The following is a 26,149-nucleotide window of genomic DNA, read 5'->3' on the forward strand; positions in this document are numbered from 1 at the left end:
TGCTGTCCTGCCCGAAATTCTTCCAGGCTGAGTTATCAAAGGATGTATCATTCGATCAACAGGGGTGCTGCTATTCAGAAAATGGAACGAGCGAACCCGAGATACCGCTGCATCAGGAAAAATTCTGGCTGTATAAAGAAGTCTTGCAGAAATGAACGCCTAAGTAAAAGTTAATACCGGCCTGTCTTCTGAGGGTAATTCTACAACGTTTGTATTATGGTTATTTGAGGTTTAGAGTGATGAAAAAATGGTAATCCACAACTTTTATGTAATCGAAAATAAATAAAAAAATCATTTCGCCAAGAGGGGCGCCAGAGCGAATTTTAAATGGGTATTAATTTTGTATTTGTTTAAAGAATAATTTGACTGTTGGTACAGATGGTTTGATCGATGCATCTATTTTGGCGAGAGGGTGGCAAGGTTAAAAAACGGGAAAAATACCCGTCAAAGTCGAATTGGTAAAATGACGATTGGTTATTGCTACATACGGCTCAGGACACTATCAGTTGCAGAGATGAAATACAATTAAATTTAATCACAGGTTTTCCTGATATATAACCGGCGGGACCACCACAAGAATGTCAAAGGAAATTAAAGCCGCTTAAATCCTGCGATTTAAGCGGCTTTTCTGCTTTTATGATAAAAAGATAAATCATATCAAACGATTTTAGGCGTCTACAAATTCGTCTACAGTAAAAAATAATTTACTGTAGACGAATTTTTCTGGCATACTTACCGGAGATGGATTTGGCGACCTGCAACCAAATCAGAAAAGACAAACTACACTTAATACCGCTGGTTGGATTAGGATAACATTCGAGCAATTCCGGTGATGTGCCGGCAGTTTTCCGGACGGACAGGCACTGATTAACGATTGCCTTCACTTGTTTTCTTACCGGATATTCACATTCGTAACCCGCACTCGCATAATAGGTCCTGGTGGTTGATGGGCTGACTTTGAAATAGTTGCCCGTAAATAATAAATTGCCACCTGTTGGTGCATCATACCACCTGATAATTGATGATGTAAATACACGAACAATTGAGAGAGTACTGATGATAAGGTTTTCAGGGCCCGGGCGCTGTATTGACTGGCTTGTCTCTATTTCCTGGTGATGTGGATGTTATAGCGGCATCTGCTATGTTCATCTAATTCTTTTACATGGAGGTCTGCCTGATATGATATATGCCATGCGCTGCAAACGCCATAGAAAAATGGAGTCAGGATTGGCCAGGTTATGTGTTCTGTCAGATTAAGCATTTGTGCGGAACGGTGGTATCTGTCGGTGCCGGTTAGTATTAGCGTTACTTCATCTGACTGGTATGTTGTTACATTAATTTTGTATTCCGGGCTGGAAACATAAATAGCAGATATAAATACATTACAAATTCCGCAGGCATCCCGGGGGATAGCGGGATCTATGACCAGTGCCTGTTCCGCTTTTCGCCTTCCTATTTCAAATACCGCTGACCGGGAGATAGCGTTAATGCCATCGTTGCCATATCTTTTGGCAGTTTCCGATAATAGCAGTCCGTAGAAAGTGGATGTTATGTCCGATAGTCCCAATACCAACTCTTTGACAGTTGCCGGAAAAAAGAGGCGAAGGATATTAATGGAATCAACATCTTCATGAAACCGGTCTTCTCCCCGCAACTCCTTTATATGTTGATAAACGGGATGGTTATTCAGGTATTCTTCATAATTGGGTTGCATAAAGTTATTTTTTAATGGTTTATTGAGCCAGATATCCTCCGTCTACCGGAAAGTAAGCTCCAGCCTATGGGGTTGATATGTAGTGTCAGGATGCTGCTGTTTGGGATATACACCGATGCCTTGAAAATATTTTTTAAAAAGGGTGTTTGGATAGTTTGTAAGGAATCCTTCTGTATTGAATTGTAGGGTGAAGGTAGTGAGGAGTTAGTTACTTGCACCTCAGTGGAGGAAAATTGACGGAGTTTTTTTAAAATGAGGTGAGGTTATTATTCATTACAACGAAAGATCTCTGCTGCTTATATTTTGCGCGGTGTACATATATCCATAACACCGTTCTCGTTTTGGTTCGATTTATGCTGTGGAGGTTCCTGTATTGTTAACCAAGCCATCAACTTTATGAAGCCTGTTTTTAAGACAATCAACGTCAGCTTGTCGTACTGCCTGTGCATGGCAATATCTATAATGTCGGTATCTGTGGCCTGTGCGCAGCAGGACGTATCAGAGAACGCTGTTAGTGCCCGGGAGATCTGTAACGCCGGCAAAGATTTGCTGAAAGAGAAAAAAATTGACGCTGCCATCGGCCGGTTCACCGAAGCGATAGCTCTTTATCCGACTGATTCGGCCTATGCCAACCTGGGATGGGCCTATATCCGGAAGGGAGATGATAAAAATGCGCTCTTTGCGCTCAACAAAGCCATCGACCTCAATGCCGGCTACGCCTGGGCCCTGGGCCTCCGTGGCTATCTTTATACAAAAATAGATGCGCCGGAGCTGGCTTTTAATGATTTGTCCACGGCTATAGCGCTGAATACAAAAGGAGGAGCAGTGCCTGCCGGTCAGTCAAAAAAAGAGACCATCCGTGATTATACCAGGGCGATAGACCAGAATCCACAGAGCGACAGCGCTTATGTGCGGCGGGCACGTGCCTACGAATATTACAGGAAGAACAAACAGGCCGTCAGGGATTATGCGAAGGCCATAACCTTGAATCCGGACAATGCTGATGCATTTTACGGACTGCAAAATCTCTCCGGAAAATTCGGGGGCAGCGGAAAGAAAGCCGTACCGGCTCCGGACAGCACAATAGCAGACACAACAGGACAGTGGGCCGGGAAATTGTTCGTCACCCAGGGAAATACCTTTTCTTCTGTGGAAGAGTTGTATGAACTGACAGTGAATGACTACACGAAAGTAATCGGCCTGTATCCGGACAACGCCGCTGCTTACCGGGACCGCGGCTATCTGTACGCCAGGCTTAAAAAAAGAGGTCCGGCGATAGCCGATTTCTCGCGTGCCATTGAACTGGAGCCTCAATCTGCCGGCGCATGGGGTGGCAGGGGCGCATTATATGTGGGAAGTAACCAGCCGGAACTGGCCATCGCGGACCTGAACAGGGCAATTGAACTCAATCCGGACGCCACACAGGACTATTACAACCGCGCGCTGGCTTATTATCAAAAGGCTGCATATGAGCAGGCGATTGCGGACTTTACGACGGTGATCAGCAAAGAACCCCAACATGCGCTGGCCTATCGTCAGCGGGGAAATCTGTATATCTATATGAACCAACCCGCATTGGCCATTGTGGATCTAACAAAAGCAATAGAGACTGGCCCCAGAGACGCCGAAAACTATGCCGTACGCGGACTGGCCTATGCTGTAAATAAAGACTACAAGGCCGCGGTGAGGGACCTTACCGACGCTATCAGGCTAAGCCCGGAGAATGCGACCACATATGCCAACAGGGCGATGGCCTATACACATCAAAAGAACTACCGGGCGGCCATCAAAGACTACACGAAGGCGATCCAGTTAGATCCGCAGGATGCTAAAGCCTACAGGCAGCGGGGGGAGCTGTATCGTCAAACGGGTAAAAAACAGTTGGCGACGGCCGATTTTAGAAAAGCGGCAACCACGGAGCGCCCCTGATAGTTAAAAAAAATTTCATCTCCTGATAATATAACCGGGCAACCGGCGTTACTTGTCTACCGTATAATATAATTGTCATTTTAACAATTGTAATTGAAAAACCTATGAAAGCTATTAGACAATGCGCGCTCGGGGGAGCGTTTTTATTTTTCCTGATAACGGCATGCAGGAAAGAAATGGTGAATGCAGCAGAGAAACGGGTATTAAACGACCATGACACTGTTTTTGTGCATCCTGGACTCTTACATAAGCAGTCAGACTTTGATCGCATGAAAAATAAAGTGGATGCAGGGGCAGAGCCATGGCTGTCGGGCTGGAACCGGCTGATCACCAATTCGCACAGCGCGCTCGCCTGGCAGCCCAACCCGGCGGACACTGTTTACCGGGGTGATGACGGCGTTCATGGTCAAAATTATGGCCAGCTCTATAACGACATCGCTGCGGCTTATGCCACCGCTTTAAGATGGAAAGTTTCCGGCGATGATAGATATGCCGATAAATCGATAGCGATCATGAATGCATGGTCGGCCAGACTAAAGGGAATTGCCGGTAACAACGACGCTAATCTGGCGGCAGGGCTATACGGCTACCAGTTTGCCAATGCTGCGGAAATCATGCGTACTTACCAGGGATGGGCGCCGGCGGACTTTGCCCGGTTCCGGAAAATGATGCTGAACGTTTTTTATCCTATGAACCACGCCTTTCTGACAAGAAGGGAAAAATGTATGAGCCATTTCTATGCGAACTGGGACCTGTGTGTGATGAATTCCATCCTGGCCATCGGCGTATTGTGCGACGACCGGGACATCTACAACGAAGCGATCAACTATTTTAAGTATGGCACGGGTAATGGTGCTGTGGCCAATGCCATTTACTTTATTCACCCCAATGGTCTGGGGCAGTGGCAGGAAAGCGGGCGTGATCAGGGACATACTACCCTGGGCATCGGCTTAATGGGCTCGTTTTGTGAGATGGCATGGAACCAGGGCGACGATATGTATGGTTACGACAATAACCGCTTTCTGCGGGGGGCAGAGTATGTGGCAGCGTACAATCTTGGCGATTCCGTGCCCTTTAAACCCTACGCCAATTGTGTTGGCGTAGTACAGCAGGTTATCAGCGACGGGGGCCGGGGAAATGACAGGCCCGTTTGGGAACTCGTATACAACCATTATGTAAACCGCAAGGGACTGGCTGCTCCCAATTGTGCGCGGTTTGCCCAAAAAGTACGCCCCGAAGGCGGCGGCGGCAATTATGGGCCCAACAGCGGCGGTTATGATCAGCTGGGTTACGGGACCCTGACCTGCACCTTGAAATAAAGCGCCGCCGGTTAAAAGCTCCAGGCTCCTCCACGTCAATGCGAGGGGCCTGGAGCTTTGTTTTCAGATATAATTAATTCCTCACCCATCCGGCATCAGGTAAAATATCCTGGGCCAATAAAAGCTGGGAAGTAAAACTTCCGGTCACCAAAAATAAACACCGGATAATGTACGTGATTTTCATAGCGCAAAGTATGTGAGGTTAGGAATAACGTTCATCCAGTTTTTGGGGAAAACCAATCAGTACAGCCTGAACGCAAATTTAACTAATGCTGTATTTGGACAGCAAAATTTGCTATAAGATAAGTTGCCTGAAAAAGCACAATAGTTTATACTGGTTGACGGAACGAATGATAGCGGGTCATTTTTTTGAAATGCTTTGTGAATAAGTGTTCCGGCGGAATTATCTGTATGCTTCCTTATCTGTAATTCCCTGCAAATAATCACAAATAAGAAAGCATATTTTTTTGTATGTTTATAAAAAATAAAAATGTGGAAAAACTTTTTCCATAAAAAAAACACTACGCAAAACCTATAGCAAGGAAAGGCGTAATATTGTAATTGTAACCTCAAAAAAACTGCTATGTGGCAAATGAATAGTGAAAATATCAGGAAACAACCAGTTGCAATTGACCTTTCAGTTCTTTTATCTTTTCTTGAACGGCCCGTTCAGCTTCGTCCAGTACAGTATCAAGATCCCGTTTCTTTTTGCGGTCGTCCAGCTGGAACTGTAATTCCGCCAGGCGGCGGAGAATTACCGAAAGATATGCCTCGTTCCTTATGAGCTGCGCAATCTGAAACTCGCGCCAATACGAGATGATTTGTTTTTGAGCTTCTACTAATTCCCTTAAAGTCTCTTTCTCTTTGTCGTTTGTAGCATTACTGCCCGTTGTTTCATAGAAAGCCTCGGAAACAGTTTTGCCTGCTATGGCTGCGGCTTTCTCTTTCGTTTCCTGCTCTATGTATTTCCTGTTAAACAGATAGTTGAGATTCTGTCTTGACATCCCAAGCATTTCAGCAAATTCATTCACCTGGTAGTCGCTTGATTTAACAAGTTTTCTGAGTATATCGCCTTCGTTTTTTGACATTTTTTTCAGGAAAAATTAATAAATAATGAGACAAATATATTTTGTCAAAAGACAAATATTCTTTTACTTTATACTGGCAATATGGTTGGCGCAAATGTAGTCAAAAAAAGGATTTACCGCCATTTTTGATAACGGCCAAACGTAAAAGACAGCATTGTTCGAATGTAAACCCTCATTTTTAACCCTCAAACCACTTTATCCCAAAGACAACAAACACAATCGCTATGTCAGACAATTTAGAGATTTCCACAGCAGCACAGGCGCATTCAGTTTTAAAACCCTACAGCCCTTACTGTCAGGAAATACCGGTTATCCTACAATGAAAGCCGTCTGCAGAAAATGCCGGATACCACTTTTGACACAAAACTGCACGCATTTATGATACGTATTTGTTAACCCGGTTGGAAAACCGTAAAAGATATACAGGCCCCATTCCTGTTCACACCAATATACGGAACGCGTTGGCTGCGCTGCAGCTGATGAATGCACCCGTAAAAAATTCGAAGCAAAAATAACTATACCTGGCCGCCAAAGGCGGCACTTTTGAAACAAGGAGTTGAAATAGACTGTGCGGGCACCTGTGGCCGGCGCTGTGATTGTTTGATCAAAAACTAATATTCGATGGCAAGACCAATTGCAGAAGGATTGATGTATTTTCCTATGGACGTGGATCTTTTTGATGATCCAAAGTTGTTGATGGTAGAAGAGGAGCATGGTATTCAGGGAGGATACATTGCCCTCAGATTGTTATGCTGGATTTACCGGCAGGGATATTATACGAACTGGAACGATGAAATGTCGTACATCTTTGCCAAACGTATAGGTAATGCCGTTACAGGCGCGCTTGTAACGGCCGTGGTACATACCCTGGTTAAAAAGGGCTTTTTTGACGAGCGGATGTACAACCGGTTTTCTATCCTCACCAGTAAAGGCATCCAGAAACGCTGGCAGAAAATTATCCGTGACGCCAAACGTAAAGCGGTGATTAGTCCGCTACATAACCTTATCGGTGACGTTGATCATGATGAGACGGCATTTCTTCCGGAAGAAACAACGGCAGCAACAACATTAATCCCACAAAGTAAAGCAGAAGAAAAAAAAGAAGAAGAAAGTAAGGAATATCCATACGGTGTTGCCGCATCGGTAAATACAAAAACTGCTGCCGGAATGGCGGACATGCCTCCCCCCGCTGCCGCGTGTCCCCCCTCCGTGAGGCCCAGCCTGGAAGCGGTACAGCAATTTTTTGCCGCCGCCGGCGCCAACAACGAAATGGCCAATAAATTCTGGAACAAATGGGAGGGACTGGGGTGGGTACAGGGTTATACGCCTATCCGTAACTGGACCGGCTTCGCCAATAATTTTATTGCTAATTATCACTTCAATGAGAAAAAGTATGCAACATCCGGAAAAAAGAACCTGTCAGCTCAACAGCCTGCAGGCATTATTACCCCTGGTGTCAGAAAATTCGGGCAGCTCTGAGTTGAACAACCCGCTCTATGACAGTGATAAACATCAATCGTCTTCCGCCATGCAATGGAACAGTCATACTTTATTCAATTTTATTTTTTCACGCACCCAGGTAGTGCCGGAAGGGTTTGTGGTGGACGATATGAACCGGGAAGCGGTAAAAGCACTGTGTTATTATTTTACAGAAGATCCCGCTTTCGAGAGAATGAATACGGACGGCCAATCGTGGAAGTTGTCTAAAGGATTGCTTCTGTTTGGCAACGTAGGTACCGGAAAAACAACCCTCATGCGGGCGTTCAATAAAAATCCCCGCTGCTGTTACCAGGTGGCGAATTGCCGACGACTCAGCGCCTTGTTCGCGGAGCAGGGACATGATATGCTTTACCGTTACAGCAGCCCGGTACCGCTGCCTACGGCGGCAGACACCTTCTACCAGCGGCAGGCCGGCATCTGCTTCGATGACCTCGGAACGGAAGAACTAAAGAAAAATTATGGTAACCAGGTAAACGTGATGGCGGAAATCATTCTCAACAGATATGATAACCAGCAAACACCCTGGCACCATACGCATATCACCACTAACCTGACGGCAGCTGAAATTGAACAGTACTATGGGACCCGCGTGAAATCCAGGATGCGGGAAATGTTTAACATGATTACCCTTGACGGTGAAGACCGGCGCAGGTAAGCAGGAAAATATCTTAGAAACATGAGAGGACAACAATCGCTCTTCAATAGCTTTGTACGCAAGGAAGAGGAAAAAACAGTAAGAAAAGGACGCTCTGCAGATATGATCGCCCTACGGGATGAATGTTTGTTATACAGATATTATTATTACATCAAACTGCAGGGTAAAAGATATGAGGTAGCTATCCAGGAGTTATCAAAGGAATTCTGGGTGAAAGAAAGTAATATCATCTACCGCATGCAATGCAATACCAGCCGGCTGGAACAGATCATGAAACAGGAACAGCCGCCTGTTAAACAGCTGCGGCTGCAATACCCCTGGTGGACATGGTGATGGCGGTTATCCGGCATAAAAAAAGGACGCAGCACGCTGCGTCCTTTTTTTATGTACTATACTTGAAAAAATCATTTCCCTTTTTCCTCTATCCTGATGTTACCGTCGTCGAAGCCAGTGTTAATGGAGATATATTCATTGCCCCGGATTACATGAGCGAGCACAGAATTAGGGTTTTTAGGAGCAAATTTGTCGTTAAAAAGCGTTTTGTAAATCTTGTTAAGATAATCTTTACTGCCATACAGGAGAACTTCGCCCACAAGGCCTGTTTCCGGGTAAACGCCATATCTGATATGCAGGTTCACCCGAAGGCTGTCTGAAGTATTGTAAAACTCGTACTCATAAGTTCCTTTCGTTCTCTCTTCCGGCTCATTGTCCACAAGCAGGTTAAGTATTTTTGTTACCTGTTCATTAAATTTTAATGCCTCCTTGTAAGGAGTACCTATGAGCTTACTATACGTTTGTGCTTTTGCGTTACTACAGATGAATACAAACAATGCGGCCAACATAAACCGGCATACCACAGAATAAAATTTCATTTTAAGTAAAAATTATATTGGGTAAAGATAATGAATAATTTATTAACAATATGTATGCCGTTTTTATGGAATGTTTATGCCCGGAACAGAAACTCTGCTGCCGGACGCGGTGTGCTGGTGCCGGGAGGTGTTACTATGCTTTCTTCAAAGGACAGGTTATACGATAAAGTTCTTACCCGGAAATTGTCCTTTCTGTCTGCGGTATCTATTTTAGTCCGTACAAGCGGCGCACAGTTGCCGTTGCTCCAGCCCTGTAATAGCTGGTGCAATTTGGTTTCTATCTCATAATAATCTAACGCTGTTTGTTTATCGATAAAATCGGTACTACCGCTTTTGGTGACCGAAAAGGCCATTTTACAGCTCAATATACCGCTGGCCGTCTGTTCATGTTGCGCCAGGTTTTCAAATTCAAAAGTGGTGAAATCAATGAATACACAGGGCCATAGGTCCGGTTGCCCCTTGTAGTTGTCTAACTGTTGTAATTCCGGGTACACGCCTTTTATTTCAGGGATGTTGGCGATAATGCGGGATTCTAATGCTGCATACATGTTTGCGAATAAACTGTTCATTTTTCTGCTTTTTAAGTGTTTAACAGGATAGTGTTCATCCTGCTGATAAATCATCTGTTTAATAACAGCAAATTTCCATGGAATGAGCCTCTTTTTGAAAAGTGCTTTTAATGATTGGACAGCCTATTGCAAATGATTATACAAGGACTGTTTAATCATTGTTTTCGGATTTTTCAGGTGTCCGGATAGGTTGTTTCTTTGTATTGTAAATCACCTGGAACAATAACAGGTACCCCGAAAGAAACCGGATATCAGTACATAAGGTGTAAACAAAAATGGGGGACATCAAGACGAATGTGAAACTGATAATAGTGAACACCGTATGGAACTACTGAATATATTATTACAAATTGATCCTGCCGGCAATATCTGGCAGCGGCTCGGAGATCAGGCCTTTTCAATATTAGTGCTGGTGGTAATTGCCAGGATATTATGGAAGCGCCAGATCAAACTGGAAGATCGTCTTACACAGTATCTGGATGAAGACAGAGACAAGATGATGGGTGTTATTGATAACAACACCAAAGTAATGGAGCGGCTGGAAGAAGTGCTGGACAGCAATCACCCCAAAATGTAGCAGATGAGGCGTATAGATTTTATTGTCATCCATTGTACGGCTACCCCGCAAGATACCAGACCAGCTGCCATCCAGCAGTACTGGCAACAACAACTAAAATGGAAAAGTCCCGGCTATCACTACCTGATAGACAAGTTCGGCGCTTCAATACAGTTAGCAACAGAGGACCGTATATGCAACGGCGTTGCCGGGCATAATGCCCACAGTATTCACGTCAGCTATATCGGCGGCGTAGATGCGGCAAACAGGCCGTTGGACAACCGGACAGACGCACAGCGTAAAACCATGAGAGAACTTGTGTCCCGATTAAAGCGACAATACCCCGAAGCGCGGGTGCAGGGTCACCGGGACTTTCCATTTGTTAAAAAAGCATGCCCCAGTTTCGATGCGCGAAAAGAATTCGAAGATTTATAAACCCTATACCTATGTCCTTTTGTAAAAAAATGAGATTGAAAATCAAATGGGCCTTGCAGCAGTTTGATGAGCATATAGACGAATATGCAACGGCGGCGCTAAACATTACCAAAGCCATAAAACGTGCACTGGAAAGCCCATTGGTAGACGTACTGGAATCCATCATCCCCGGGGATGCTGATACAATACTGAAAAATAAAATATTGCAGGCACTGGAAACAGGCATTCATGCACTCAGTATTGTACAAACCTGTCAGCAACAGGCTACGGTAGAAGCAAAGCTGCTTTGTTTTGTGACGGAGCTTAAGAAAACCTCTCCGGCACTACAGGAGGCCGTATTGCAAAAACTGCAAAGCATCCTGCTGCGGGAGCTGGACGGCAACACCAAAAAACAGCACCTGTACGATCTGTTCAGTCAGGCCAAATACAGCAGCGTCAAATAACAATTTCAAATCCAATAAATAACTGCATCCTGCCAGAAAAAACACCAAAGGGGTGAATGGAAAAACGCGGATGTAAACAAGTACAATGATTAAAATAGACTAAAATGGGATTACCAAAAGTAGAAGTTAAATTAGGAAATGGCAACCTTGGTAGAAGCGTTGCAACTGCTGATGGTGTAGCAGGACTGGTACTCACCGGTGTGGCTGCGACAGGCCTTCCGTTAGGCACGCCAAAAGTTATCTTCAGTGTAAGCGATGCTGAAAGCCTGGGTATCACCAGTGGCAGCACCAACGCCAGCGCATACCGCCACATTAAGGAGTTTTATGACCTGGCAGGCGAAGGCGCCGAGCTGTACATCATGCTGGTGGCCGATACCGTAACACTCACGCAAATGGCCGACCTGGCAGACGCCGGCAGCGCCAAAAAACTGTTGGACGCTGCTCAGGGCCGTATCAGATTACTGGGCCTCACCAGAAAACCGGCTGCCGGTTATACACCGGTGCTGACAGACGGTATCGATAAAGACGTACTGGACGCCGTCACCAAAGCACAACAACTGGCACTGGCTTTTGCGGCGCAATACAAACCCGTTCGCATCCTGATCGAAGGCCGGGCTGTAGATACGGAAAATATCGCCCAATTAAAGGACCTCCGCACTCTGTCTGCCAACCATGTCGCTGTTGTGATTGGCAGCACTGCCAGTGACGCGAGCGCTTCCGTGGGCCTGGCACTGGGCCGTGCAGCAGTGATTCCTGTACAGCGTAACCTGGGCCGTGTAAAAGATGGCGCGCTGCCTGTACTGGAAGCTTTTATTAACACCAAAAAAGTGGAAGACTTCACGGCTGCCGATCAGGTACATGACAAAGGTTACATTTTCCTGCGCACGTTCGTTGGCCGCTCCGGCTATTTCTTTAACGATGACGCTACCTGCGCGCCGGTAACGGATGATTACAGCCAGCTGGCACTGGGCCGTGTGATCGACAAGGTGACGCTGATCTGCTATCAGACATACCTGGAAGAACTGAATGATGAAATTAAAGTGGATGCGCAGGGCAGGATCAATGTGGCAGTCATCAAATACCTGCAGGGTAAGATTGAGAATGCTGTTAACACTGCCATGTCAGAAGAGATCAGTTCCTTCAGCGCATACATCAACGCGGAGCAGAACGTGATCAGCACCGGTAAAATCACCATTGCGGCGTCTGTTGTTCCGGTAGGATACACCAAACAGATTGAAGTGTTACTGGGCTTTGAAAATCCGGCGCTGAACAAATAAACCAGATTGTATAATATTTAAAAGTCTAAAATATGTTTGATAGTAAAGAATGTACCTGGGCCAATATGAAAGTGGTGGTAATGGGACAGGAGCTGACCGGTATCAGGGGCATTAAATACAAATTGTCGCAGGAAAAAGAACACCTGCATGGCGCAGGCGATGAGCCAATCGGCATCCAGCGCGGTAAGCGTACCTACGAAGGTGAAATCAAATTGCTGAAGTTCCAGTTCGACAGGTTGGTGGATATTGTCCGCCTGTCACAAGGCAGAGACCTGCTGGATTTCAGCGGCGACATCGTGGTGGCTTATGTGAAAGAAGACGGCTCGCTGCCACGCACTGACCTGATCAAAGGTTTCCAGTTTAAAGAGTTTGAAAAAGGCTGGGAACAGGGCGCCAAATTCATGGAAATCACCCTGCCTATCATTTTCATGGGCCTGCAGCAGAACATGTAATCATCCATTTGATTATTCATCATTATCAATATTAAAATCATGACAATAGAAAAAGCGGTAAAGATCACGAATGAACACATTCAGGCCTGGAAAGAGAAATATAAAGATGTCTTCAAACTGACTGCCGCTGATGGTAAAGTCGGGTATTGCAGAAAACCCAACAGGGATGAAGTGAGCTATGCTATGACACTGATTTCAGGTGATCCGCTGGCATATCACGAAACAATTCTGAAAGCTACCTGGTTGGGCGGTGATGAAGCGATAGTGGAAGACAAGTCTTATCTCTACGGTCTGGGCGCACAGCTGGACAAACTGCTGGATGCCAAAAAAGTAGAGGTGGAAAAGCTCTAAGCGAGGCGTCCGGCGATTTTGAAAGTAATCCGCTGGGTTATATACAAACGCTGTTTGAATATTATTTGCCGCAGGTAGACACCTCGCAGCTGACGGATGCGCAGTGGGCGCAGAAGTTCGCGCAACTGCACGATATAAGGCAAAGAGAATTAAAAGGACAGTCCTTCCGATAAGGACTGGTCCGGAAAAGCAAAAAAGAGTAACGATATGAGCGTAGGATTTGGAGAGATGAACGAAGCCGCTATTGCTGCGTTTGGGAAAGTGTCTGACTGGCAGCGGAAAGTGATTGCCAACAACGGCACCATGAGCATGTCTATCGGGGAAATCCAGAAAAAGCTGGAGAAAATAGAAGCCTTACGCAGCAATTCCAAATCCATGGCCTCGATTGTTGCGCTGGATAAGGTAAAGACCAGTCTGCAGGGAAGGATCGACAGTGTTAATACGTTCAGCAGCACGATCAATGAGCTGAACAAGGCCACTGCTGCTGCGAGCGCCATGGCATCGTCATCCTCCCTGCCGGGCTCCGCTGACGACACCGGAGATGCCGGAAAGAAGAAGAAGGAAAAACGTGAGTATAATTTTCCCATCGACAAGGTGATCAGCGGGGCCGCTGGCCTTATCAAAATGGGCATGGACATAGAGCAGACAGAACTGGCATTTAAGAAATTTACCGGAAGTGCGGAGAGTGCCAAAGAAATGATTTCGAGTTTACAGCACATGGGTGCCAGCACTCCTTTCAGGACCAATGACCTGATTGGTAATGCGCAGGGGCTAATGCAAAGCGGCGTGGCGGCGAAAAATATTCTTCCCACGTTGACCATGCTGGGCAATGTCAGCGGTGGCAACAAGGAAAAAATGACTGAGCTGGTGAAGGCTTACAGCAAGATTACCGAGAGCGGCAAACTTACCTCAGAAACCACAAAAGAACTGGCTGCGGCAGGATTTAATCCGCTGGAGCGAATTTCAGCCAAGACAGGTATTGAAGTGGAAACGTTGCAGAAACGCCTGGAGGCCGGCAAAATTTCGGCTAAACAACTGACTACCGTGATGGCAGATGCGGCTTCCGGTAACGGCGCTTTCGCCAATGGCATGAAAGACCAGAGTGAATCCGCGACATCCAGATGGGGACAGTTCAATGATATTTTACAAACTGTCCAGACAACTATCGGATCGGCACTACTGCCTATTGCTGCGGATTTTATCGACAATGCACTGATCCCGATCGCTACCTGGTTACAGACCGCTGCGGTATGGCTTACGCAAAACGCTGACTGGTTTGGCTTTCTGGGCACGGTAATAGGAGGCCTGATCCTCGGTTATAAATTATGGACAATGTGGCAGGCGGCTTTGAACCTGGTGATGAATCTCAGTCCGATTGGCCTGATGGTAGGTGCCGGCGTGGCCTTGATTGGTGTTGTCATCTATTGCTGGAACACTTTTGAGAAATTCAGAGGAGGACTGTGGGGCACCTGGGAAGCCATGAAAGCATTTATCGGGTTGATAAAGGATTTCCTTATTGATAGCCTGAAAGGGGTAGCGTCCGGCCTCAGTGGCATCGGGAAGGCGCTCATGCACATGTTCAAAGGTGAATGGAGCCAGGCATGGGAAGTGGGGAAAACAGCAGTGGCTGACCTGACCGGTGTTACCGCTATAAAGAACGCCTACAACAACGGCGGAAAAGTGAAGGCCGCATTTAACGAAGGGTATGGAAAAGGAGTCAATGCCCCAAAAATAAAACTTGGCAACCCGTTTGCCACGCCGGTGATGCCAACAGGCTTTACAGGTGAGGGAAATACGGCCCCCGGAGCGAAACTTAGCGGATTGGACGGTGCGAAAAATAAAACAGAAGGAATTACTGGTGGTGGTAACAAGAATATTATCATTAACCTCCAGAAATTGTTCGACAACATCAATATCCACACCACGCAACTGAAAGAAGGTGCCAATGAGGTGGAACAAATGGTGACAGAAGCTTTCCTCCGTGTATTAAACAGTGCAAACGCCATCAATATATGACAACCAAGTTATTATTAGAGAAGTATTTTAAGGACATCTGGAATTATAATCCTCCGCCTTTTGATATTATACATAAGCCAGGCAACGCCGCGGGTGGAAGCAAGGCTCCTTTTTATGGAAGGGAACAGTTTGGCCGCCCCTATTTTATGCCGGTGAGTATTGGTACAACACAGCTGGGGAATGACCTGGTGCTCCGGAACCCGGTGATGAAAATAACCTGTCGTAAAACCATTGTGGAAACCGCCATGGTAAACCGTGCGGGTACGGTTAAGGAGCTGATTAACACGGAGGATTACAAAATCAACATCAGGGGTATCATCATCAGAGAAGATAACATGTATCCTTTGGAGGAGATCAAAGAATTAAATGACTATTTCGAAAAGAATATAGCATTCTTTATCCGAAGTGCGTTAACGGATCTCTTTATGAAAGATGGGGACAGGGTGGTCTTTACAGACATCACCTGGCCCGAGGTTGTGGGCGTAGAGAATGTAAAGCCCTATGAAATAAACCTGATTACTGACAGTAAATTTAAACTTATTCTTGACTGATGTTCAGACTTACCTGTGAAATACGAATAGGCCGGCACCGCTTCAATGAAGTAAATGAGGTGAAAGTAAAGAGGAGCATCTACTCATTTGTGGATACTGCCAATATAAGGCTACCCACTTCTGCTGTACTGTTTAAGGCTGGAGAGTTGAACACCCCCTCCTTATTGAAACCCGGAGAGAATGATATAGACAGGAAATTTACGATTACCAAAGAAGCCATTAAGGGAGTAGGACAGAGAGTGCAGGAGAATACAGCTTCATTCTTTAACGTTGGTGACCATGTGGAAATATGGCTGGGATATGATGGTGACCTCGAACTGGAGTTTGAAGGTTTTGTCAGCAGAATAAATTTCACTACCCCCTGCGAGATCGAATGCGAAGGTTATAGCTGGCAGCTGCGGAACAAGGTGATCACAAAAGAGTTTCCGTCCTTAAAGGAATTACAGGATTATCGTAAAAAAGACCCGGAGAACAAGGAACCACCCGGTACGACCGTCAGGGAGGTGCTGGAGTTCATCAGGCAAGGTACGGATATTGTACTGAGTGATAATATCCCCGATATTCCATTGGTGAGCATGAGTTTTAATGGTGAGACGGGAACGGAGGCATTGGAAAAATTAAAAAAGGATGCCTATGTGACTATTTATTTCAACGGACCGGAATTGTATGCCGGGCTGAAAGATATACAACTGGGAAAAAGGGCCGCCTATAAGAAAAATAGAAAGTGGACAGGAAATAAACTGGAGCCCCTGGAATACAAAGAAGTCAAAAATGCCGTGAAATATGCTATCGGATGGAACCTTGCCAGCAGCGACCAATTACGGTACAGGAAAGCTGTTGACGCGCCGCTAAAGGTGAAAGTGATTCATTTTACCAGCCGGAACGTTGCAATAGATGAAGTAGTGGGCGAAAAGGGGGATATCCGGACATTTTACGTACCCCGTATAGACCCGAAGGAAGGGTTGAAGGGAGCCGCACTCAGGATGCTTAAAGATTTAACCTATGACGGCTATGACGGAAAAGTGACGGCTTTCCTGCAACCATTTGCGGTGCCTGGTTTTGCGGTGTCATTAACGGACCAGAATTATACAGACAGAGACGGTAAATATGTGTTGGACAGTACCGAGGTGACTTTTGGAACCGGCGGCGCCAGAAGGGTTTGTGGAATTGGCGATAAAATAACTAAGAAAGATGAACAAACAACAGGCACAACTGGTGCAGGGCCTAAGAAAGCTTAGCCAAACGCATGCCACTATCATTCCGGCCACGGTAATCGCAACAGATGAAAAAGCGGGTGTGGTGGACGTACAGCTGGCCACCGGATTAAACATTGCCAACGTTCGCCTGCGTTCCGTAGCCGGTACGCATGACGGGATAGCAGCTATTCCGCCGGAAGGTTCCAGTGTGTTGATCGGCCGTATAAATGGCAGCGATGACTATGTGGTGATCAGCACAGAAAAAATCGAAAAGATAAAATACAACGCTGATAAAAAATACATGGAGTTTGATAAAGACGGTTTACTGGTCGGCAATGGCAATGACACGCTGAAAAAATGCCTGGACGATCTGCTGGACGAAATCGTGAAAATCTATGCCCCCATGAACAAAGCGGCGTTTGTTGCGATCAAGGACCGTTTATCCAAACTTATAAAATAGTACCATGCCACTGAATAAAAGCACATTGGCCGCAGATATTAAAAAGGTATTCAAAGATGTAAAGGATGCTGATGCGGATGAAGAACAAAGCCTGGAGATGTTTTGCAGCAAATTGGCAGAAGCGGTGGATACCTATGTGAAAACCGCACAGATTAATTACACGGCCGGATTAACGGCGCCCCCTAACGGGGGACCGGTAACAGGCGTTTTTAACGGTCAATTATCATGAAAGATATATTATTTAATAAAGACATCGATCTGGACATAGCCAATGGAGACCTGGTAGCTGGCTTTAGTACCCTGCAACATCAGGAAATGCTGCTGATCAATAACAAAGGTTCCTTCAAGGAATTTCCGACAATAGGCATAGATGCTTTTGGTTACCTGCAGGACAACAACATCGGCGACCTGCTGCGCGAATTACAAATGCAGTTTGTGGGAGATGGCATGCAGGTGAAATCAGTTGATATCAACGATAAAGGAGAACTAAATATAGACGCAGTATATGGAAACAGTTGATATAAAACCACATCAATGCCTGTTGGACATTGCTATGCAGACAAAAGGCGGAATTGATACCCTCTTCGCATTTGCCGGTGCTAATGAACTGAGCATTACCGATAACCTGGTGCCGGGAAAATATTTGCTGGTGCCCGATGTGGAGGTGACTGACAGGAGAGTGTTTCAATATTTGAGAGATAATAAGATCTTTCCCGCCAATGCATTTACTGCTGAAGACGATGCAGCTATCAAAGGAGGCATCGGATATATGGGAATACAGATCGATTTCAGGGTAAGTTAAAACCAGGCACAGAAACAGAGCGTAACAGGACAACATTTTATTATGGCAAGAACAATAACCGAAATACAGGAAGATATCATTGGCAGGGTGAATACATCCGCTACCTTGTCTGGTCTGACAAGTACCAGCAAAACAGCCATCTGGCGGATGTGGACCTATGTGGTGGCCGTGACCGTTTGGGCGGTAGAGAACCTTTTCGACCAGCATAAGGCGGAAGTGACCAGCCTGATTGATGAACGCTCGCCGCATCACCTGCGGTGGTACGCCAATAAGGCAAAAGACTTTCAGTATGGCGCTGAACTGGTGCAGGACGAAGACTACTACGATAACACAGGGCTGACCGAAGAACAGATCAACGAAAGAAAGATTGTGGCCTTCTGCGCAGTGGTGGAACAGACAAGAGGCCTGAAAATGAAAGTGGCTAAAATGAACGCCGTTGACCTGGCCCCGCTGACAGCGACGGAACTGGATGCCTTCGGGGAATACATGCAGCGCATCAAGGATGCCGGCGTAAACCCGCTGATCGTTGAAAGCCGTGACGCTGACAGCCTCAAACTAACGCTGAAAATCTACTATAACCCGCTGGTGCTGGACAAAGACGGCGCCCGTCTGGATGGCACAGATTCAGAACCGGTACTGACTTGTATCAAAACCTATCTGAGAAACCTGCCGTTTAACGGTGTATTTGTATTGTCTTACCTCGTGGATGCGCTGCAAAAAGTAGATGGTGTCGTGATCCCCCATATTGTACAGGCGCAGGCCAGCTATTCCGACGTACCATTCACCGCATTTGATGTAAAGTACAGTCCGGATGCCGGCTACCTGAGAATAAAAACGCCGAAGGATGATCTGCATATTGAATACCTCCCACAAAGTGTGATTATATGAGCAGGATTTATGAAATAGACTTTCCCAAACTGGTGAGGTTACTGATGCCACCCCGGCTGCGTAAAATGAGACATGTGGCATGGCTGCTGGCACTGTGCAACCCCGTGAATTATTTGTATCAGCAATTCAGGCGCAACCGGGACGCTAACCTGTACCGGTTAAAAATAACCCCGCAGGTAGTCTACCTGGAAAGGCTTTTAAACGACCGCTACGACATTTCGCAAAGAAGAATTAAAATTTCTGATGGGATGATCTACGAACCGGTTTTTCTCTACCAGGAAATTGAACAAAAACCGGTGTACCTCTGGCAGGAAGCCGAAAATAAGCCACTGTACCTGTATACGGAAGAAGAGGTGGGAAGCAACCCCGTTAGTTTTTATGTGTTCACCCCCCGTAACCTGTACTTCGACGAAAACGAAATGGGCGCTTTAATTAATAACTACAAATTAGCTGGTAAGACTTATAAAATACAAAGAGCATGAACAGAGTAGAAGAATTAACAAACCTTGGCGGATTCCCGATGACCCAGTATACGCTGGACTTTATGCAGAAGTCTTACCGCGAATCTTTGGGCGCACTGGCCCGGTTGGTAGGTAGCGCAGTGATCGTGTCCGGAATGGAAGAAACCGGCAGCACCGTGGCTAACGGATGGATCAGTTATAACGGTGAACTGCTGCCCTTTATTGGCGGACCCAAACAATCCACCTGGATTGTGGAGGAACTGGCAGAGCCCCGGAAATTTGCCGACCTGGTAGATCGGAACGTTTATTTCACCCGACAGGCTCGTTTTGCTGCCGGCGGCATTGCCTACAGCAGCCTGCAACGCATCGAAACCCTGCTGGGATTAAAAAATACCATCGCATCGCTGGAAACAAGGCTTGGCCAAAGAATAGACAACGTCTGGAAAAGAGGGGACGTAATAGAAATTGATTGCAGCAAGCCGTATTTACAGGCGAATTTTGACAGCACCGGTTTAGGGATTAATGAACGGACCGGATGGGCTGTTTGTAATGGCGCCAACGGCACCAAAAACCGTGGCGGACGATTTGCTGTAGGTTATGATCCTCTCCAGTTTGACTATAACGATTTCGGAAAAACCGGCGGTAAAGACTGGGTGTCGTTAACGGCCGAACAGAACGGGCCTCACACCCACGGCTATGCTTCCCCTCATCAGGACAATAATACCTGGGGAGACGGCGCAGAGGAAAACGACTACGGACCGGGATGGTTAATAAACCCCAACAGGCTTGGTTATAACGGTACCACCAGTAGTTCAGGATATGGGTACCCGCACGAAAACCGCCCGCCGTTTTTCGTGACCCTCTGGATTATGAAACTTTAAAAAGGAAAAATATCATGGCCATTCAATCAAGAAATAAGCTGAAGTCCTGGTTCCAAACAGGCGCTTATCCAACACAGACGCAATTCTGGGAATGGATAGACAGCTTTTTACATAAAGCAGAAGACCAGATCGGTATCGATAATATCACCGGCCTACGGCAGCTGCTGGCTGCAAAGGCAGACCAGGAAGCATATACCACGCTCTTTCAACTGCTGCAGGAAACGATAGCCCGTACCACAAAAATAGTGCGGGCCGATATCACCAGCCCTTTGTCTGACGACGACCTGAACACCCAATACCCCAAAGCGGTAAAAGGTACACAGGTGATTTGTCCTAAAATTAATGGTGGCGGCGAATTATATGAAAAGTATGATGACGAAAACTATCTCTGGTTCCGGTTGTATATGACTAAGGGCGCGGGTAACAGTCCGGGCGTGATCGGCAGTATGGAACTGAATAATTTCGTTTAACCGATACTGTTAAAATTTATTATATGAATTTTGAGCTTAAGAAAATCAATTGGATACCCGGTAAAGAGGCTGCGCAGTTGCAGGTGATGACACTGAAAGTCCGGGAAGCAAAAGCCGCCGATGTGGAGAGTAATTATACAACCATATCCAACGCGCTAATGATATTGCCTGACGGGACAGTGTTTAATCCACCCGCTATCAGTGACTTAAAGAGCGGTGAGAACTATGTCTTCAGGCTGATCAACAACGACCCCGCCGGTGGCAAGCTGGATATGACGGTCAACGTGCCCACTGAATTTAAAACGGCTGACATTCCGCAGAAATATTATCATAATTCAGAACTTATTTATAATAAGCCGGCCGGCAGTTTCAGGGATGCCATGCTGCCACCCAAAATAGGCGCATATTATTCGCTGGAATACGCTATGAGGGACTGGTTTGGAAATTTTGCCAACTGTAGCTCCACCGGCAGCACGGTAAAGGTGCTGGACCATATCGGATTGAAGGTTGGTAAAAAAGGAGACGGGATTGTTGTGCCCATTACCCTGGCGGATATCACCAGCAACACCGGAAATAAATATTATTCCATCGGCGTACACTTTTATGTGGCGGCGGCAGACTTGCCTGCCACCGGTGAATGGCCGCTCATCTCAGTAATGGCCGCCGGGGAAAACGGGATATATGTGTATGTAGACTGTGCGACGCGTAAAATCCACTGGCGACAGAAAAGCGCTTCTGCATCAGAGGAGATGATCAGTAACGGGACCATCAACCCCGACAGCTGGAATAAAATACTGGTGTTCAGAGCGGCGGACCCGGCACAGTCCAAAATGTGGCTCAACTATGTGGACGCTGCCACCGGACAGTTCAGCAATGCTTCCGCCTTCGTGGACAACAATTTGCATAACCTGGAAATCGGTAATAAAACGGTAGATAACAGCACTGTGATGAGCGCGGTGGGCGGTGTGTTCAAATATGTTTACTTCACCGATATCATCATGGATGGTAATATTGCCGGAAAGTACCAGGACCCGCCTTATCCTATCGGTATTTTGGAGGACATTACTGATCCTGCCAACAAATACCAGATACTCCGGAAGAACATGATCGTACTGAACAACGATCGTATTGTATGTACCGTACCTCCGGATGCCCCGGTGGGCCGCCGGAAGTTTTACATCCAAAACAGTTCAGGCGTGACTGCGCCGATAGACATAGAGGTATTGCCCGATGCTAAGGCATTGGCTCCCATAGTCGCGGATTTTGAAAACAACCCCACAGAGGCCGGCCGTACCGTGGTCAATGCGTTTTACCCGATGGCAAAAGCCTGGGGCGGCGCCAACGGCGGCGTGGCGCCTGAAAACATCTACATACAGGACAATTTGCTGGTGTTTGAGGCGCATGGCGACTCCTATGATGGAAGTCTGCAGGGGTACAACAGGGACGGGAGCCCCAAAAAGCACGATATCCCCAATGACCCGTTGTTTGGCAACCCCTGGAAGAGAAGGGTGGGCGCGGTGATGTCTACGAAGGAATATTGTGGCTACGGCAGTTTCAGGATTACAGCGAAATTACCGGAAAAGATCGGCGTGGCGCCGGCGTTCTGGACCTTCCACTACGGGGAAGTATATCCGCAGGACCCACGCTATGAACAACTGCTGGCACAAGGCCTGCGCCGGCAGGGAAGCTACGAGGACGGCTACTACATCGTGGAAAACAATGAAATTGATATTGAGCTGCCCAGCCACAACGCCATGTACGTTTTTGCTACAGTGGCGGAAATGTTGACGCCTAACTACAACATCGTATGGAATGGCGAACTGGTGGCGGTGGCCAATGATCCGGATACCTCCAAAAACGGCACCTGGAAACTGATCAATGCCGCAAAGCCCAATCTGGCAGAGAGCTGGGTAAAGGTCAATGATGAAATACAACGGCTCTATCAACCTACGAAGTTCAACATGAAATGTAATAACTGGAAAGGTGAACTGGGAGGCGGTAACGGCTTTACGTTCGGCACAGATCCTTTCCAGGACGAATACCTGGCCATGCTGACAAGCCTCGACAGAAATGTATGGGATGGCCGGTTTCATGAATTCCGGTTCGACTGGTATGCCGACAGGGTGGAGTTTTTTGTGGACGGTGCAAGGGTACAGGTGAACAGCCATTTTGTACCAGACGTGCCAGGCAGGTGGACGGTAGGTCTTTGGTTCCCTTCAAAACCTGACCGTAATGAACCCTGGAAGGTAGACCCGCTGGGCGCCTGGGCCGGTCCTGTGGCAGACTGGAGATACCAGAAAATGCTGGTGAGCCGTATGTCCTTCGAACCGTTTACAGACACGGTGGCCGGCGGCGCCAACAGGTTGGTGGGAGAAACCTATCCCTTTGCCGGCTTTAAACAATTTGTATAATACTGTTACCCCCAAATAAAATATTCAATCATGAAGAAGTTATCCGTTGAAATCTTATCGAACAAAATCATTCATGCTAAATGGGAAGAACCGTATTATAACGCTTCCGGTGAAATGATAGGATTCGGAAACCCGGTACGCCGGGCACTGTCGCCAGACTCATTGTTGGACAGAGAATTCGTTGAACAGGAAGGCGGAGAGCTGCTGGCTTATGCCAATATCGCCTGGAAAGATCTGCCACTGCCGGTTGCGCCGGAAAATGGCAATGCCGGCATGTAATTCCGGCAGACCTATTGTTAATGTTATCCCTTTATACGAACTGTAAATAATTCAGCATATACCGGTATCATCGGTTAGATGATGCCGGTTGGCTGTCTCAATAAAAACTATGGCTTTACAAAACAGAAACAGGCTGAAATCCTGGTTTGAGACAGGAGATTATCCTACCCAACAACAATTCTGGGATTTGATGGACTCTTATTTCCATTTGACGGAAGACCAGCTGCCCATCGATAATATAGCCGGACTACGGGCAATACTAAACGCCAAGGCTGACCAGGAAGCTATCGCCAATCACGTGGCCAGCCAGAGCAATCCGCATAACGTGACGAAAGCCCAGGTGGGATTGGCCAATGTGCCCAACACGGTCTCTGATGCTACTGACCAGAATGCGTCCGATGTGCTGGCAACAAGTGCGGCCGTTTACCAGTTGAACAGTAAAATAAGTGAGCAAGCCGGCGCCATCAAAGCCGAAATGGACAATAAACTGCAAACAAAAGCCAGTCTGGACAGCACAACCGGCAAGATAGTAATATCACAACTGCCGGATGCCGTTTTAGGCAATGTGAAATTTAAGGGCTTTTATGCCACCGTAAAGGATCTGATCAGCTCTTCGGATACAACTATCGATGGGCAGCCGTTACCCGCAGCCGGCGCCGTCAATCTGGGTTGGTATTTTCTGATAAATGAAGCCGGGAACTATAACGGCGAAGCCTATAAAACCGGCGACTGGATCATCAGTAACGGGACTGCCGGCTGGAAGAAAGTCAGCAACACTGATGCAGTGGTGTCTGTGAATAATAAAATAGGTGCCGTCGTACTGGACAAAACCGATGTAGGACTGGGTAATGCGGACAATACAAAGGATATCGACAAGCCCGTCAGCACTGCCCAGCAGGCCGTATTGAACACCAAAGCGAACAACACGGATGTCGTTCACCTCACAGGTAACGAAACCGTGGCCGGAGAAAAGACATTCGGTAATTTTGCTTTTTTCAACTCGTCCATTTGTTTAAATAAATCTGATGGATATAAAAATACGGGCAATGGATACGCTATCTACGGCAGCAGCGCCGGACTGGCAATTAAAGATTCCGCATTGTCTTACGACAGCTTTTTTAAATTTTCCAATACCGGCGCTCGCACCTTTAATTTTCCTGATAAAAGCGGTACGATCGCTTTGGCAACGGACGTCCCGGCTTATGAAGACGGCACCTGGGTACCAACACTCGACCCGGTCAATTCCTCTCCTGATTATAAAATATGGCGGCTGGACAAGGCAGGGTATGCCAGAATCGGGAAAATGGTCATTATCACACTGGAAGTTTTATTGCAACGCTTCCAGGTAACAGATGCTCTGCAGGTCATTACTTTCAGAGGCCTGCCATTTGGCTCCGCTTCTACTTCGTTACGTGGGTTTGACAATGCCGGTGCCAATCCGAATGATACAACTGTGAAACGTTATGCAGATTTAACAAGCATCGGCTTTATCCGGTTTTGGGATGCTGCGTATAATACGGCAAAAAAGGATGATATCGTATGGATCAGGCATCTTCATACCTATATGAGCGTTTAATGCAGGGATGAGTGCACCTATCCATGATACACACGGGAGGCAACAATGAGGCCATCCGCTATTTCCAGCACTTCCGCAACCCGCATGTCCGGTTCAGCGGGCACCTGTCTGATGTATTCCATAAAAACCCGCTTGTCGTTGGCGGTGAGGGTATTTACCTGGTAATGCAATGCAGGAAGTCTGTCAAAAGCGTCCTGCCACCATTTTCTTAACGCTTCCTTCCCACTCACAAGACCGTTGCTTTCCGGTTGATGTATTTTCAGCTTAGGGCTGTAATGCACCGCCTGGTCGTGATATAAGGACAGTAATTTTTCAAGGTCACGTTCATTAAAAGCATTAAGCCAGGTTTGTGCAGTGAGTTCGAGTTGGTTGTTTGCCGACATAAGGAATGTTTGGAAAAATGATGGTCAAAAGTAGGGAAAGTTCGGGGATATCGGCGTTCAAAGCGGAAATAGGCCACAGGTAACCAGATTGGTGATTAACGGAATTGTCCGGGTCACCAATCTGGTTATCTGTTATACCGGCTGCAGACGTGCCGGCAATAAGTGTTACTCTGCCGTGGTGGGGTCGATGACGCCCGTTACTTCACTGATCGAATTGGCAGGAAAGCCTCCCTGTTTGGCGTGTTCACGGACCATCTCTTCATTGGGCGCGATATAAACGCAATAAATTTTATCCCCGGTCACATAACTGTGTACCCATTGGATTTCCGGGCCCATATTTCTTAAAACGCCGCAGGAAGTCTGCGAGATGGCTTTCAGTTGTTCTCCTGATAATTTACCGGCACCAGGGATTTCGCGTTCAATAACATACTTAGGCATAATACAGGGGTTTAAATGTTTATCACATGACGTTTAATTTTCTTTGCTATCGGGGCTTTGGCAGGTTCTGGCGTATTGTGGCGGGACAATGGAGAAACAAAAAATGTACATCCTAAAGGTACAATTATCTCAGATAACCCGGCTGGCAGGATATTTTCCTGCCAGCCGGGCTTGTTA

Annotated in this window: 32 protein-coding genes; 25 read left to right on the top strand and 7 right to left on the bottom strand. The window is 46.7% G+C overall.

Features of this window, described 5'->3' with window-relative positions; translation table 11 throughout:
* Positions 1-704: 704 nt before the first annotated feature.
* Both HGH92_RS34360 and HGH92_RS21520 read right to left on the bottom strand, forming a co-directional pair.
* Entirely contained in the window at positions 705-1,106 is a 402-nt protein-coding gene (locus tag HGH92_RS34360; protein WP_410493981.1) for a hypothetical protein, read from the bottom strand.
* The gene (locus tag HGH92_RS21520) at positions 1,103-1,714 is read right to left on the bottom strand and encodes a hypothetical protein (RefSeq protein ID WP_168872804.1); all 612 of its coding nucleotides are present in this window, start codon (positions 1,712-1,714) and stop codon (positions 1,103-1,105) included. The genes HGH92_RS34360 and HGH92_RS21520 overlap by 4 nt, the downstream gene beginning before the upstream one ends.
* Before the next feature lie 447 nt (positions 1,715-2,161).
* Between HGH92_RS21520 and HGH92_RS21525 the strand changes: the two genes are divergently transcribed.
* Together HGH92_RS21525 and HGH92_RS21530 are read left to right on the top strand one after the other, a co-directional pair.
* Positions 2,162-3,643, top strand: a complete 1,482-nt coding sequence (locus HGH92_RS21525) for a tetratricopeptide repeat protein (RefSeq protein WP_168872805.1) — start codon at positions 2,162-2,164, stop codon at positions 3,641-3,643.
* A gap of 104 nt (positions 3,644-3,747) precedes the next feature.
* Complete coding sequence (locus tag HGH92_RS21530) at positions 3,748-4,962, top strand: alginate lyase family protein (protein ID WP_168872806.1); 1,215 nt, start codon at positions 3,748-3,750, stop codon at positions 4,960-4,962.
* 608 nt (positions 4,963-5,570) lie between these two features.
* On the opposite strand, the gene HGH92_RS21535 is transcribed toward HGH92_RS21530, so the two are convergent.
* Complete coding sequence (locus HGH92_RS21535; protein WP_168872807.1) at positions 5,571-6,050, bottom strand: hypothetical protein; 480 nt, start codon at positions 6,048-6,050, stop codon at positions 5,571-5,573.
* Positions 6,051-6,671: 621 nt separating this feature from the next.
* Here HGH92_RS21535 and HGH92_RS21540 point away from each other — a divergent pair.
* The 3 genes from HGH92_RS21540 to HGH92_RS21550 are packed head-to-tail and all read left to right on the top strand — an operon-like array spanning position 6,672 to position 8,538.
* A complete protein-coding gene (locus HGH92_RS21540) occupies positions 6,672-7,529 on the top strand; it encodes a DUF4373 domain-containing protein (RefSeq protein ID WP_168872808.1) in 858 nt (285 codons plus the stop codon).
* The gene (locus tag HGH92_RS21545) at positions 7,504-8,205 is read left to right on the top strand and encodes a cell division protein ZapE (protein WP_168872809.1); all 702 of its coding nucleotides are present in this window, start codon (positions 7,504-7,506) and stop codon (positions 8,203-8,205) included. The genes HGH92_RS21540 and HGH92_RS21545 overlap by 26 nt, the downstream gene beginning before the upstream one ends.
* A 21-nt stretch (positions 8,206-8,226) precedes the next feature.
* On the top strand, positions 8,227-8,538 hold the full coding sequence (locus HGH92_RS21550) for a transposase (RefSeq protein ID WP_168872810.1): 312 nt from the start codon (positions 8,227-8,229) through the stop codon (positions 8,536-8,538).
* A gap of 71 nt (positions 8,539-8,609) precedes the next feature.
* On the opposite strand, the gene HGH92_RS21555 is transcribed toward HGH92_RS21550, so the two are convergent.
* On the bottom strand, positions 8,610-9,077 hold the full coding sequence (locus HGH92_RS21555) for a hypothetical protein (RefSeq protein ID WP_168872811.1): 468 nt from the start codon (positions 9,075-9,077) through the stop codon (positions 8,610-8,612).
* 74 nt (positions 9,078-9,151) lie between these two features.
* The gene (locus HGH92_RS21560; protein WP_168872812.1) at positions 9,152-9,646 is read right to left on the bottom strand and encodes a hypothetical protein; all 495 of its coding nucleotides are present in this window, start codon (positions 9,644-9,646) and stop codon (positions 9,152-9,154) included.
* Positions 9,647-9,968: 322 nt separating this feature from the next.
* On the opposite strand from HGH92_RS21560, the gene HGH92_RS21565 reads away from it, so the two are divergent.
* The 20 genes from HGH92_RS21565 to HGH92_RS21660 all read left to right on the top strand — a co-directional run bounded on the left by HGH92_RS21565 (position 9,969) and on the right by HGH92_RS21660 (position 25,151).
* A complete protein-coding gene (locus tag HGH92_RS21565) occupies positions 9,969-10,223 on the top strand; it encodes a hypothetical protein (protein WP_168872813.1) in 255 nt (84 codons plus the stop codon).
* Between the two features lie 3 nt (positions 10,224-10,226).
* On the top strand, positions 10,227-10,637 hold the full coding sequence (locus HGH92_RS21570) for an N-acetylmuramoyl-L-alanine amidase (protein ID WP_168872814.1): 411 nt from the start codon (positions 10,227-10,229) through the stop codon (positions 10,635-10,637).
* A gap of 29 nt (positions 10,638-10,666) precedes the next feature.
* Positions 10,667-11,080, top strand: a complete 414-nt coding sequence (locus tag HGH92_RS21575) for a hypothetical protein (RefSeq protein ID WP_168872815.1) — start codon at positions 10,667-10,669, stop codon at positions 11,078-11,080.
* Between the two features lie 104 nt (positions 11,081-11,184).
* Positions 11,185-12,357, top strand: coding sequence for a DUF2586 family protein (locus tag HGH92_RS21580; protein ID WP_168872816.1), 1,173 nt, complete (start codon positions 11,185-11,187; stop codon positions 12,355-12,357).
* Between the two features lie 32 nt (positions 12,358-12,389).
* A complete protein-coding gene (locus HGH92_RS21585) occupies positions 12,390-12,809 on the top strand; it encodes a hypothetical protein (RefSeq protein WP_168872817.1) in 420 nt (139 codons plus the stop codon).
* 39 nt (positions 12,810-12,848) lie between these two features.
* The gene (locus HGH92_RS21590) at positions 12,849-13,160 is read left to right on the top strand and encodes a hypothetical protein (protein ID WP_168872818.1); all 312 of its coding nucleotides are present in this window, start codon (positions 12,849-12,851) and stop codon (positions 13,158-13,160) included.
* Between the two features lie 207 nt (positions 13,161-13,367).
* Positions 13,368-15,176, top strand: a complete 1,809-nt coding sequence (locus HGH92_RS21595; protein ID WP_168872819.1) for a tape measure protein — start codon at positions 13,368-13,370, stop codon at positions 15,174-15,176.
* Complete coding sequence (locus HGH92_RS21600; RefSeq protein ID WP_168872820.1) at positions 15,173-15,727, top strand: DUF6046 domain-containing protein; 555 nt, start codon at positions 15,173-15,175, stop codon at positions 15,725-15,727. Before HGH92_RS21595 ends, HGH92_RS21600 begins: the two co-directional genes overlap by 4 nt.
* Complete coding sequence (locus tag HGH92_RS21605) at positions 15,727-16,965, top strand: hypothetical protein (RefSeq protein ID WP_168872821.1); 1,239 nt, start codon at positions 15,727-15,729, stop codon at positions 16,963-16,965. Before HGH92_RS21600 ends, HGH92_RS21605 begins: the two co-directional genes overlap by 1 nt.
* Positions 16,919-17,383 carry a hypothetical protein gene (locus HGH92_RS21610; protein ID WP_168872822.1) on the top strand — a complete coding sequence of 155 codons (465 nt, stop codon included), beginning with the start codon at positions 16,919-16,921 and terminating at the stop codon, positions 17,381-17,383. The genes HGH92_RS21605 and HGH92_RS21610 overlap by 47 nt, the downstream gene beginning before the upstream one ends.
* 4 nt (positions 17,384-17,387) lie before the next feature.
* A complete protein-coding gene (locus HGH92_RS21615) occupies positions 17,388-17,612 on the top strand; it encodes a hypothetical protein (RefSeq protein WP_168872823.1) in 225 nt (74 codons plus the stop codon).
* Positions 17,609-17,902: a hypothetical protein gene (locus HGH92_RS21620; protein ID WP_168872824.1), complete on the top strand. Its 294-nt coding sequence runs from the start codon at positions 17,609-17,611 to the stop codon at positions 17,900-17,902. Before HGH92_RS21615 ends, HGH92_RS21620 begins: the two co-directional genes overlap by 4 nt.
* Entirely contained in the window at positions 17,889-18,185 is a 297-nt protein-coding gene (locus HGH92_RS21625) for a hypothetical protein (RefSeq protein ID WP_168872825.1), read from the top strand. Before HGH92_RS21620 ends, HGH92_RS21625 begins: the two co-directional genes overlap by 14 nt.
* Before the next feature lie 42 nt (positions 18,186-18,227).
* On the top strand, positions 18,228-19,073 hold the full coding sequence (locus tag HGH92_RS21630; RefSeq protein WP_168872826.1) for a nucleotidyltransferase: 846 nt from the start codon (positions 18,228-18,230) through the stop codon (positions 19,071-19,073).
* Positions 19,070-19,555, top strand: coding sequence for a hypothetical protein (locus tag HGH92_RS21635; RefSeq protein WP_168872827.1), 486 nt, complete (start codon positions 19,070-19,072; stop codon positions 19,553-19,555). Before HGH92_RS21630 ends, HGH92_RS21635 begins: the two co-directional genes overlap by 4 nt.
* Positions 19,552-20,415 carry a hypothetical protein gene (locus tag HGH92_RS21640; protein WP_168872828.1) on the top strand — a complete coding sequence of 288 codons (864 nt, stop codon included), beginning with the start codon at positions 19,552-19,554 and terminating at the stop codon, positions 20,413-20,415. The genes HGH92_RS21635 and HGH92_RS21640 overlap by 4 nt, the downstream gene beginning before the upstream one ends.
* Before the next feature lie 14 nt (positions 20,416-20,429).
* Positions 20,430-20,885, top strand: a complete 456-nt coding sequence (locus HGH92_RS21645; protein WP_168872829.1) for a hypothetical protein — start codon at positions 20,430-20,432, stop codon at positions 20,883-20,885.
* 23 nt (positions 20,886-20,908) lie between these two features.
* Positions 20,909-23,296: a glycoside hydrolase family 16 protein gene (locus HGH92_RS21650; RefSeq protein WP_168872830.1), complete on the top strand. Its 2,388-nt coding sequence runs from the start codon at positions 20,909-20,911 to the stop codon at positions 23,294-23,296.
* A 30-nt stretch (positions 23,297-23,326) separates the two neighbouring features.
* Positions 23,327-23,575, top strand: a complete 249-nt coding sequence (locus HGH92_RS21655) for a hypothetical protein (protein WP_168872831.1) — start codon at positions 23,327-23,329, stop codon at positions 23,573-23,575.
* A gap of 109 nt (positions 23,576-23,684) precedes the next feature.
* On the top strand, positions 23,685-25,151 hold the full coding sequence (locus HGH92_RS21660) for a hypothetical protein (protein ID WP_168872832.1): 1,467 nt from the start codon (positions 23,685-23,687) through the stop codon (positions 25,149-25,151).
* A gap of 17 nt (positions 25,152-25,168) precedes the next feature.
* Here HGH92_RS21660 and HGH92_RS21665 read toward each other — a convergent pair whose 3' ends face one another.
* Together HGH92_RS21665 and HGH92_RS21670 are read right to left on the bottom strand one after the other, a co-directional pair.
* Entirely contained in the window at positions 25,169-25,534 is a 366-nt protein-coding gene (locus HGH92_RS21665) for a nuclear transport factor 2 family protein (protein ID WP_168872833.1), read from the bottom strand.
* A 165-nt stretch (positions 25,535-25,699) separates the two neighbouring features.
* Positions 25,700-25,972 carry a DUF4242 domain-containing protein gene (locus tag HGH92_RS21670; protein ID WP_168872834.1) on the bottom strand — a complete coding sequence of 91 codons (273 nt, stop codon included), beginning with the start codon at positions 25,970-25,972 and terminating at the stop codon, positions 25,700-25,702.
* Positions 25,973-26,149 lie beyond the last annotated feature (177 nt).

The sequence above is a fragment of the Chitinophaga varians genome (assembly GCF_012641275.1).
In the GTDB taxonomy this organism is placed as follows: domain Bacteria; phylum Bacteroidota; class Bacteroidia; order Chitinophagales; family Chitinophagaceae; genus Chitinophaga; species Chitinophaga varians_A.

Excerpts from the sequence above, each read along its gene's own strand:
- HGH92_RS21520 (WP_168872804.1), bottom strand. The coding sequence starts at position 1,714 with ATGCAACCCAATTATGAAGAATACCTGAATAACCATCCCGTTTATCAA.
- HGH92_RS21525 (WP_168872805.1), top strand. The coding sequence starts at position 2,162 with ATGGCAATATCTATAATGTCGGTATCTGTGGCCTGTGCGCAGCAGGAC.
- HGH92_RS21530 (WP_168872806.1), top strand. The coding sequence starts at position 3,748 with ATGAAAGCTATTAGACAATGCGCGCTCGGGGGAGCGTTTTTATTTTTC.
- HGH92_RS21535 (WP_168872807.1), bottom strand. The coding sequence starts at position 6,050 with ATGTCAAAAAACGAAGGCGATATACTCAGAAAACTTGTTAAATCAAGC.
- HGH92_RS21540 (WP_168872808.1), top strand. The coding sequence starts at position 6,672 with ATGGCAAGACCAATTGCAGAAGGATTGATGTATTTTCCTATGGACGTG.
- HGH92_RS21550 (WP_168872810.1), top strand. The coding sequence starts at position 8,227 with ATGAGAGGACAACAATCGCTCTTCAATAGCTTTGTACGCAAGGAAGAG.
- HGH92_RS21555 (WP_168872811.1), bottom strand. The coding sequence starts at position 9,077 with ATGAAATTTTATTCTGTGGTATGCCGGTTTATGTTGGCCGCATTGTTT.
- HGH92_RS21560 (WP_168872812.1), bottom strand. The coding sequence starts at position 9,646 with ATGAACAGTTTATTCGCAAACATGTATGCAGCATTAGAATCCCGCATT.
- HGH92_RS21565 (WP_168872813.1), top strand. The coding sequence starts at position 9,969 with ATGGAACTACTGAATATATTATTACAAATTGATCCTGCCGGCAATATC.
- HGH92_RS21570 (WP_168872814.1), top strand. The coding sequence starts at position 10,227 with ATGAGGCGTATAGATTTTATTGTCATCCATTGTACGGCTACCCCGCAA.
- HGH92_RS21575 (WP_168872815.1), top strand. The coding sequence starts at position 10,667 with ATGAGATTGAAAATCAAATGGGCCTTGCAGCAGTTTGATGAGCATATA.
- HGH92_RS21580 (WP_168872816.1), top strand. The coding sequence starts at position 11,185 with ATGGGATTACCAAAAGTAGAAGTTAAATTAGGAAATGGCAACCTTGGT.
- HGH92_RS21585 (WP_168872817.1), top strand. The coding sequence starts at position 12,390 with ATGTTTGATAGTAAAGAATGTACCTGGGCCAATATGAAAGTGGTGGTA.
- HGH92_RS21590 (WP_168872818.1), top strand. The coding sequence starts at position 12,849 with ATGACAATAGAAAAAGCGGTAAAGATCACGAATGAACACATTCAGGCC.
- HGH92_RS21595 (WP_168872819.1), top strand. The coding sequence starts at position 13,368 with ATGAGCGTAGGATTTGGAGAGATGAACGAAGCCGCTATTGCTGCGTTT.
- HGH92_RS21600 (WP_168872820.1), top strand. The coding sequence starts at position 15,173 with ATGACAACCAAGTTATTATTAGAGAAGTATTTTAAGGACATCTGGAAT.
- HGH92_RS21605 (WP_168872821.1), top strand. The coding sequence starts at position 15,727 with ATGTTCAGACTTACCTGTGAAATACGAATAGGCCGGCACCGCTTCAAT.
- HGH92_RS21610 (WP_168872822.1), top strand. The coding sequence starts at position 16,919 with ATGAACAAACAACAGGCACAACTGGTGCAGGGCCTAAGAAAGCTTAGC.
- HGH92_RS21615 (WP_168872823.1), top strand. The coding sequence starts at position 17,388 with ATGCCACTGAATAAAAGCACATTGGCCGCAGATATTAAAAAGGTATTC.
- HGH92_RS21620 (WP_168872824.1), top strand. The coding sequence starts at position 17,609 with ATGAAAGATATATTATTTAATAAAGACATCGATCTGGACATAGCCAAT.
- HGH92_RS21625 (WP_168872825.1), top strand. The coding sequence starts at position 17,889 with ATGGAAACAGTTGATATAAAACCACATCAATGCCTGTTGGACATTGCT.
- HGH92_RS21630 (WP_168872826.1), top strand. The coding sequence starts at position 18,228 with ATGGCAAGAACAATAACCGAAATACAGGAAGATATCATTGGCAGGGTG.
- HGH92_RS21635 (WP_168872827.1), top strand. The coding sequence starts at position 19,070 with ATGAGCAGGATTTATGAAATAGACTTTCCCAAACTGGTGAGGTTACTG.
- HGH92_RS21640 (WP_168872828.1), top strand. The coding sequence starts at position 19,552 with ATGAACAGAGTAGAAGAATTAACAAACCTTGGCGGATTCCCGATGACC.
- HGH92_RS21645 (WP_168872829.1), top strand. The coding sequence starts at position 20,430 with ATGGCCATTCAATCAAGAAATAAGCTGAAGTCCTGGTTCCAAACAGGC.
- HGH92_RS21650 (WP_168872830.1), top strand. The coding sequence starts at position 20,909 with ATGAATTTTGAGCTTAAGAAAATCAATTGGATACCCGGTAAAGAGGCT.
- HGH92_RS21655 (WP_168872831.1), top strand. The coding sequence starts at position 23,327 with ATGAAGAAGTTATCCGTTGAAATCTTATCGAACAAAATCATTCATGCT.
- HGH92_RS21660 (WP_168872832.1), top strand. The coding sequence starts at position 23,685 with ATGGCTTTACAAAACAGAAACAGGCTGAAATCCTGGTTTGAGACAGGA.
- HGH92_RS21665 (WP_168872833.1), bottom strand. The coding sequence starts at position 25,534 with ATGTCGGCAAACAACCAACTCGAACTCACTGCACAAACCTGGCTTAAT.
- HGH92_RS21670 (WP_168872834.1), bottom strand. The coding sequence starts at position 25,972 with ATGCCTAAGTATGTTATTGAACGCGAAATCCCTGGTGCCGGTAAATTA.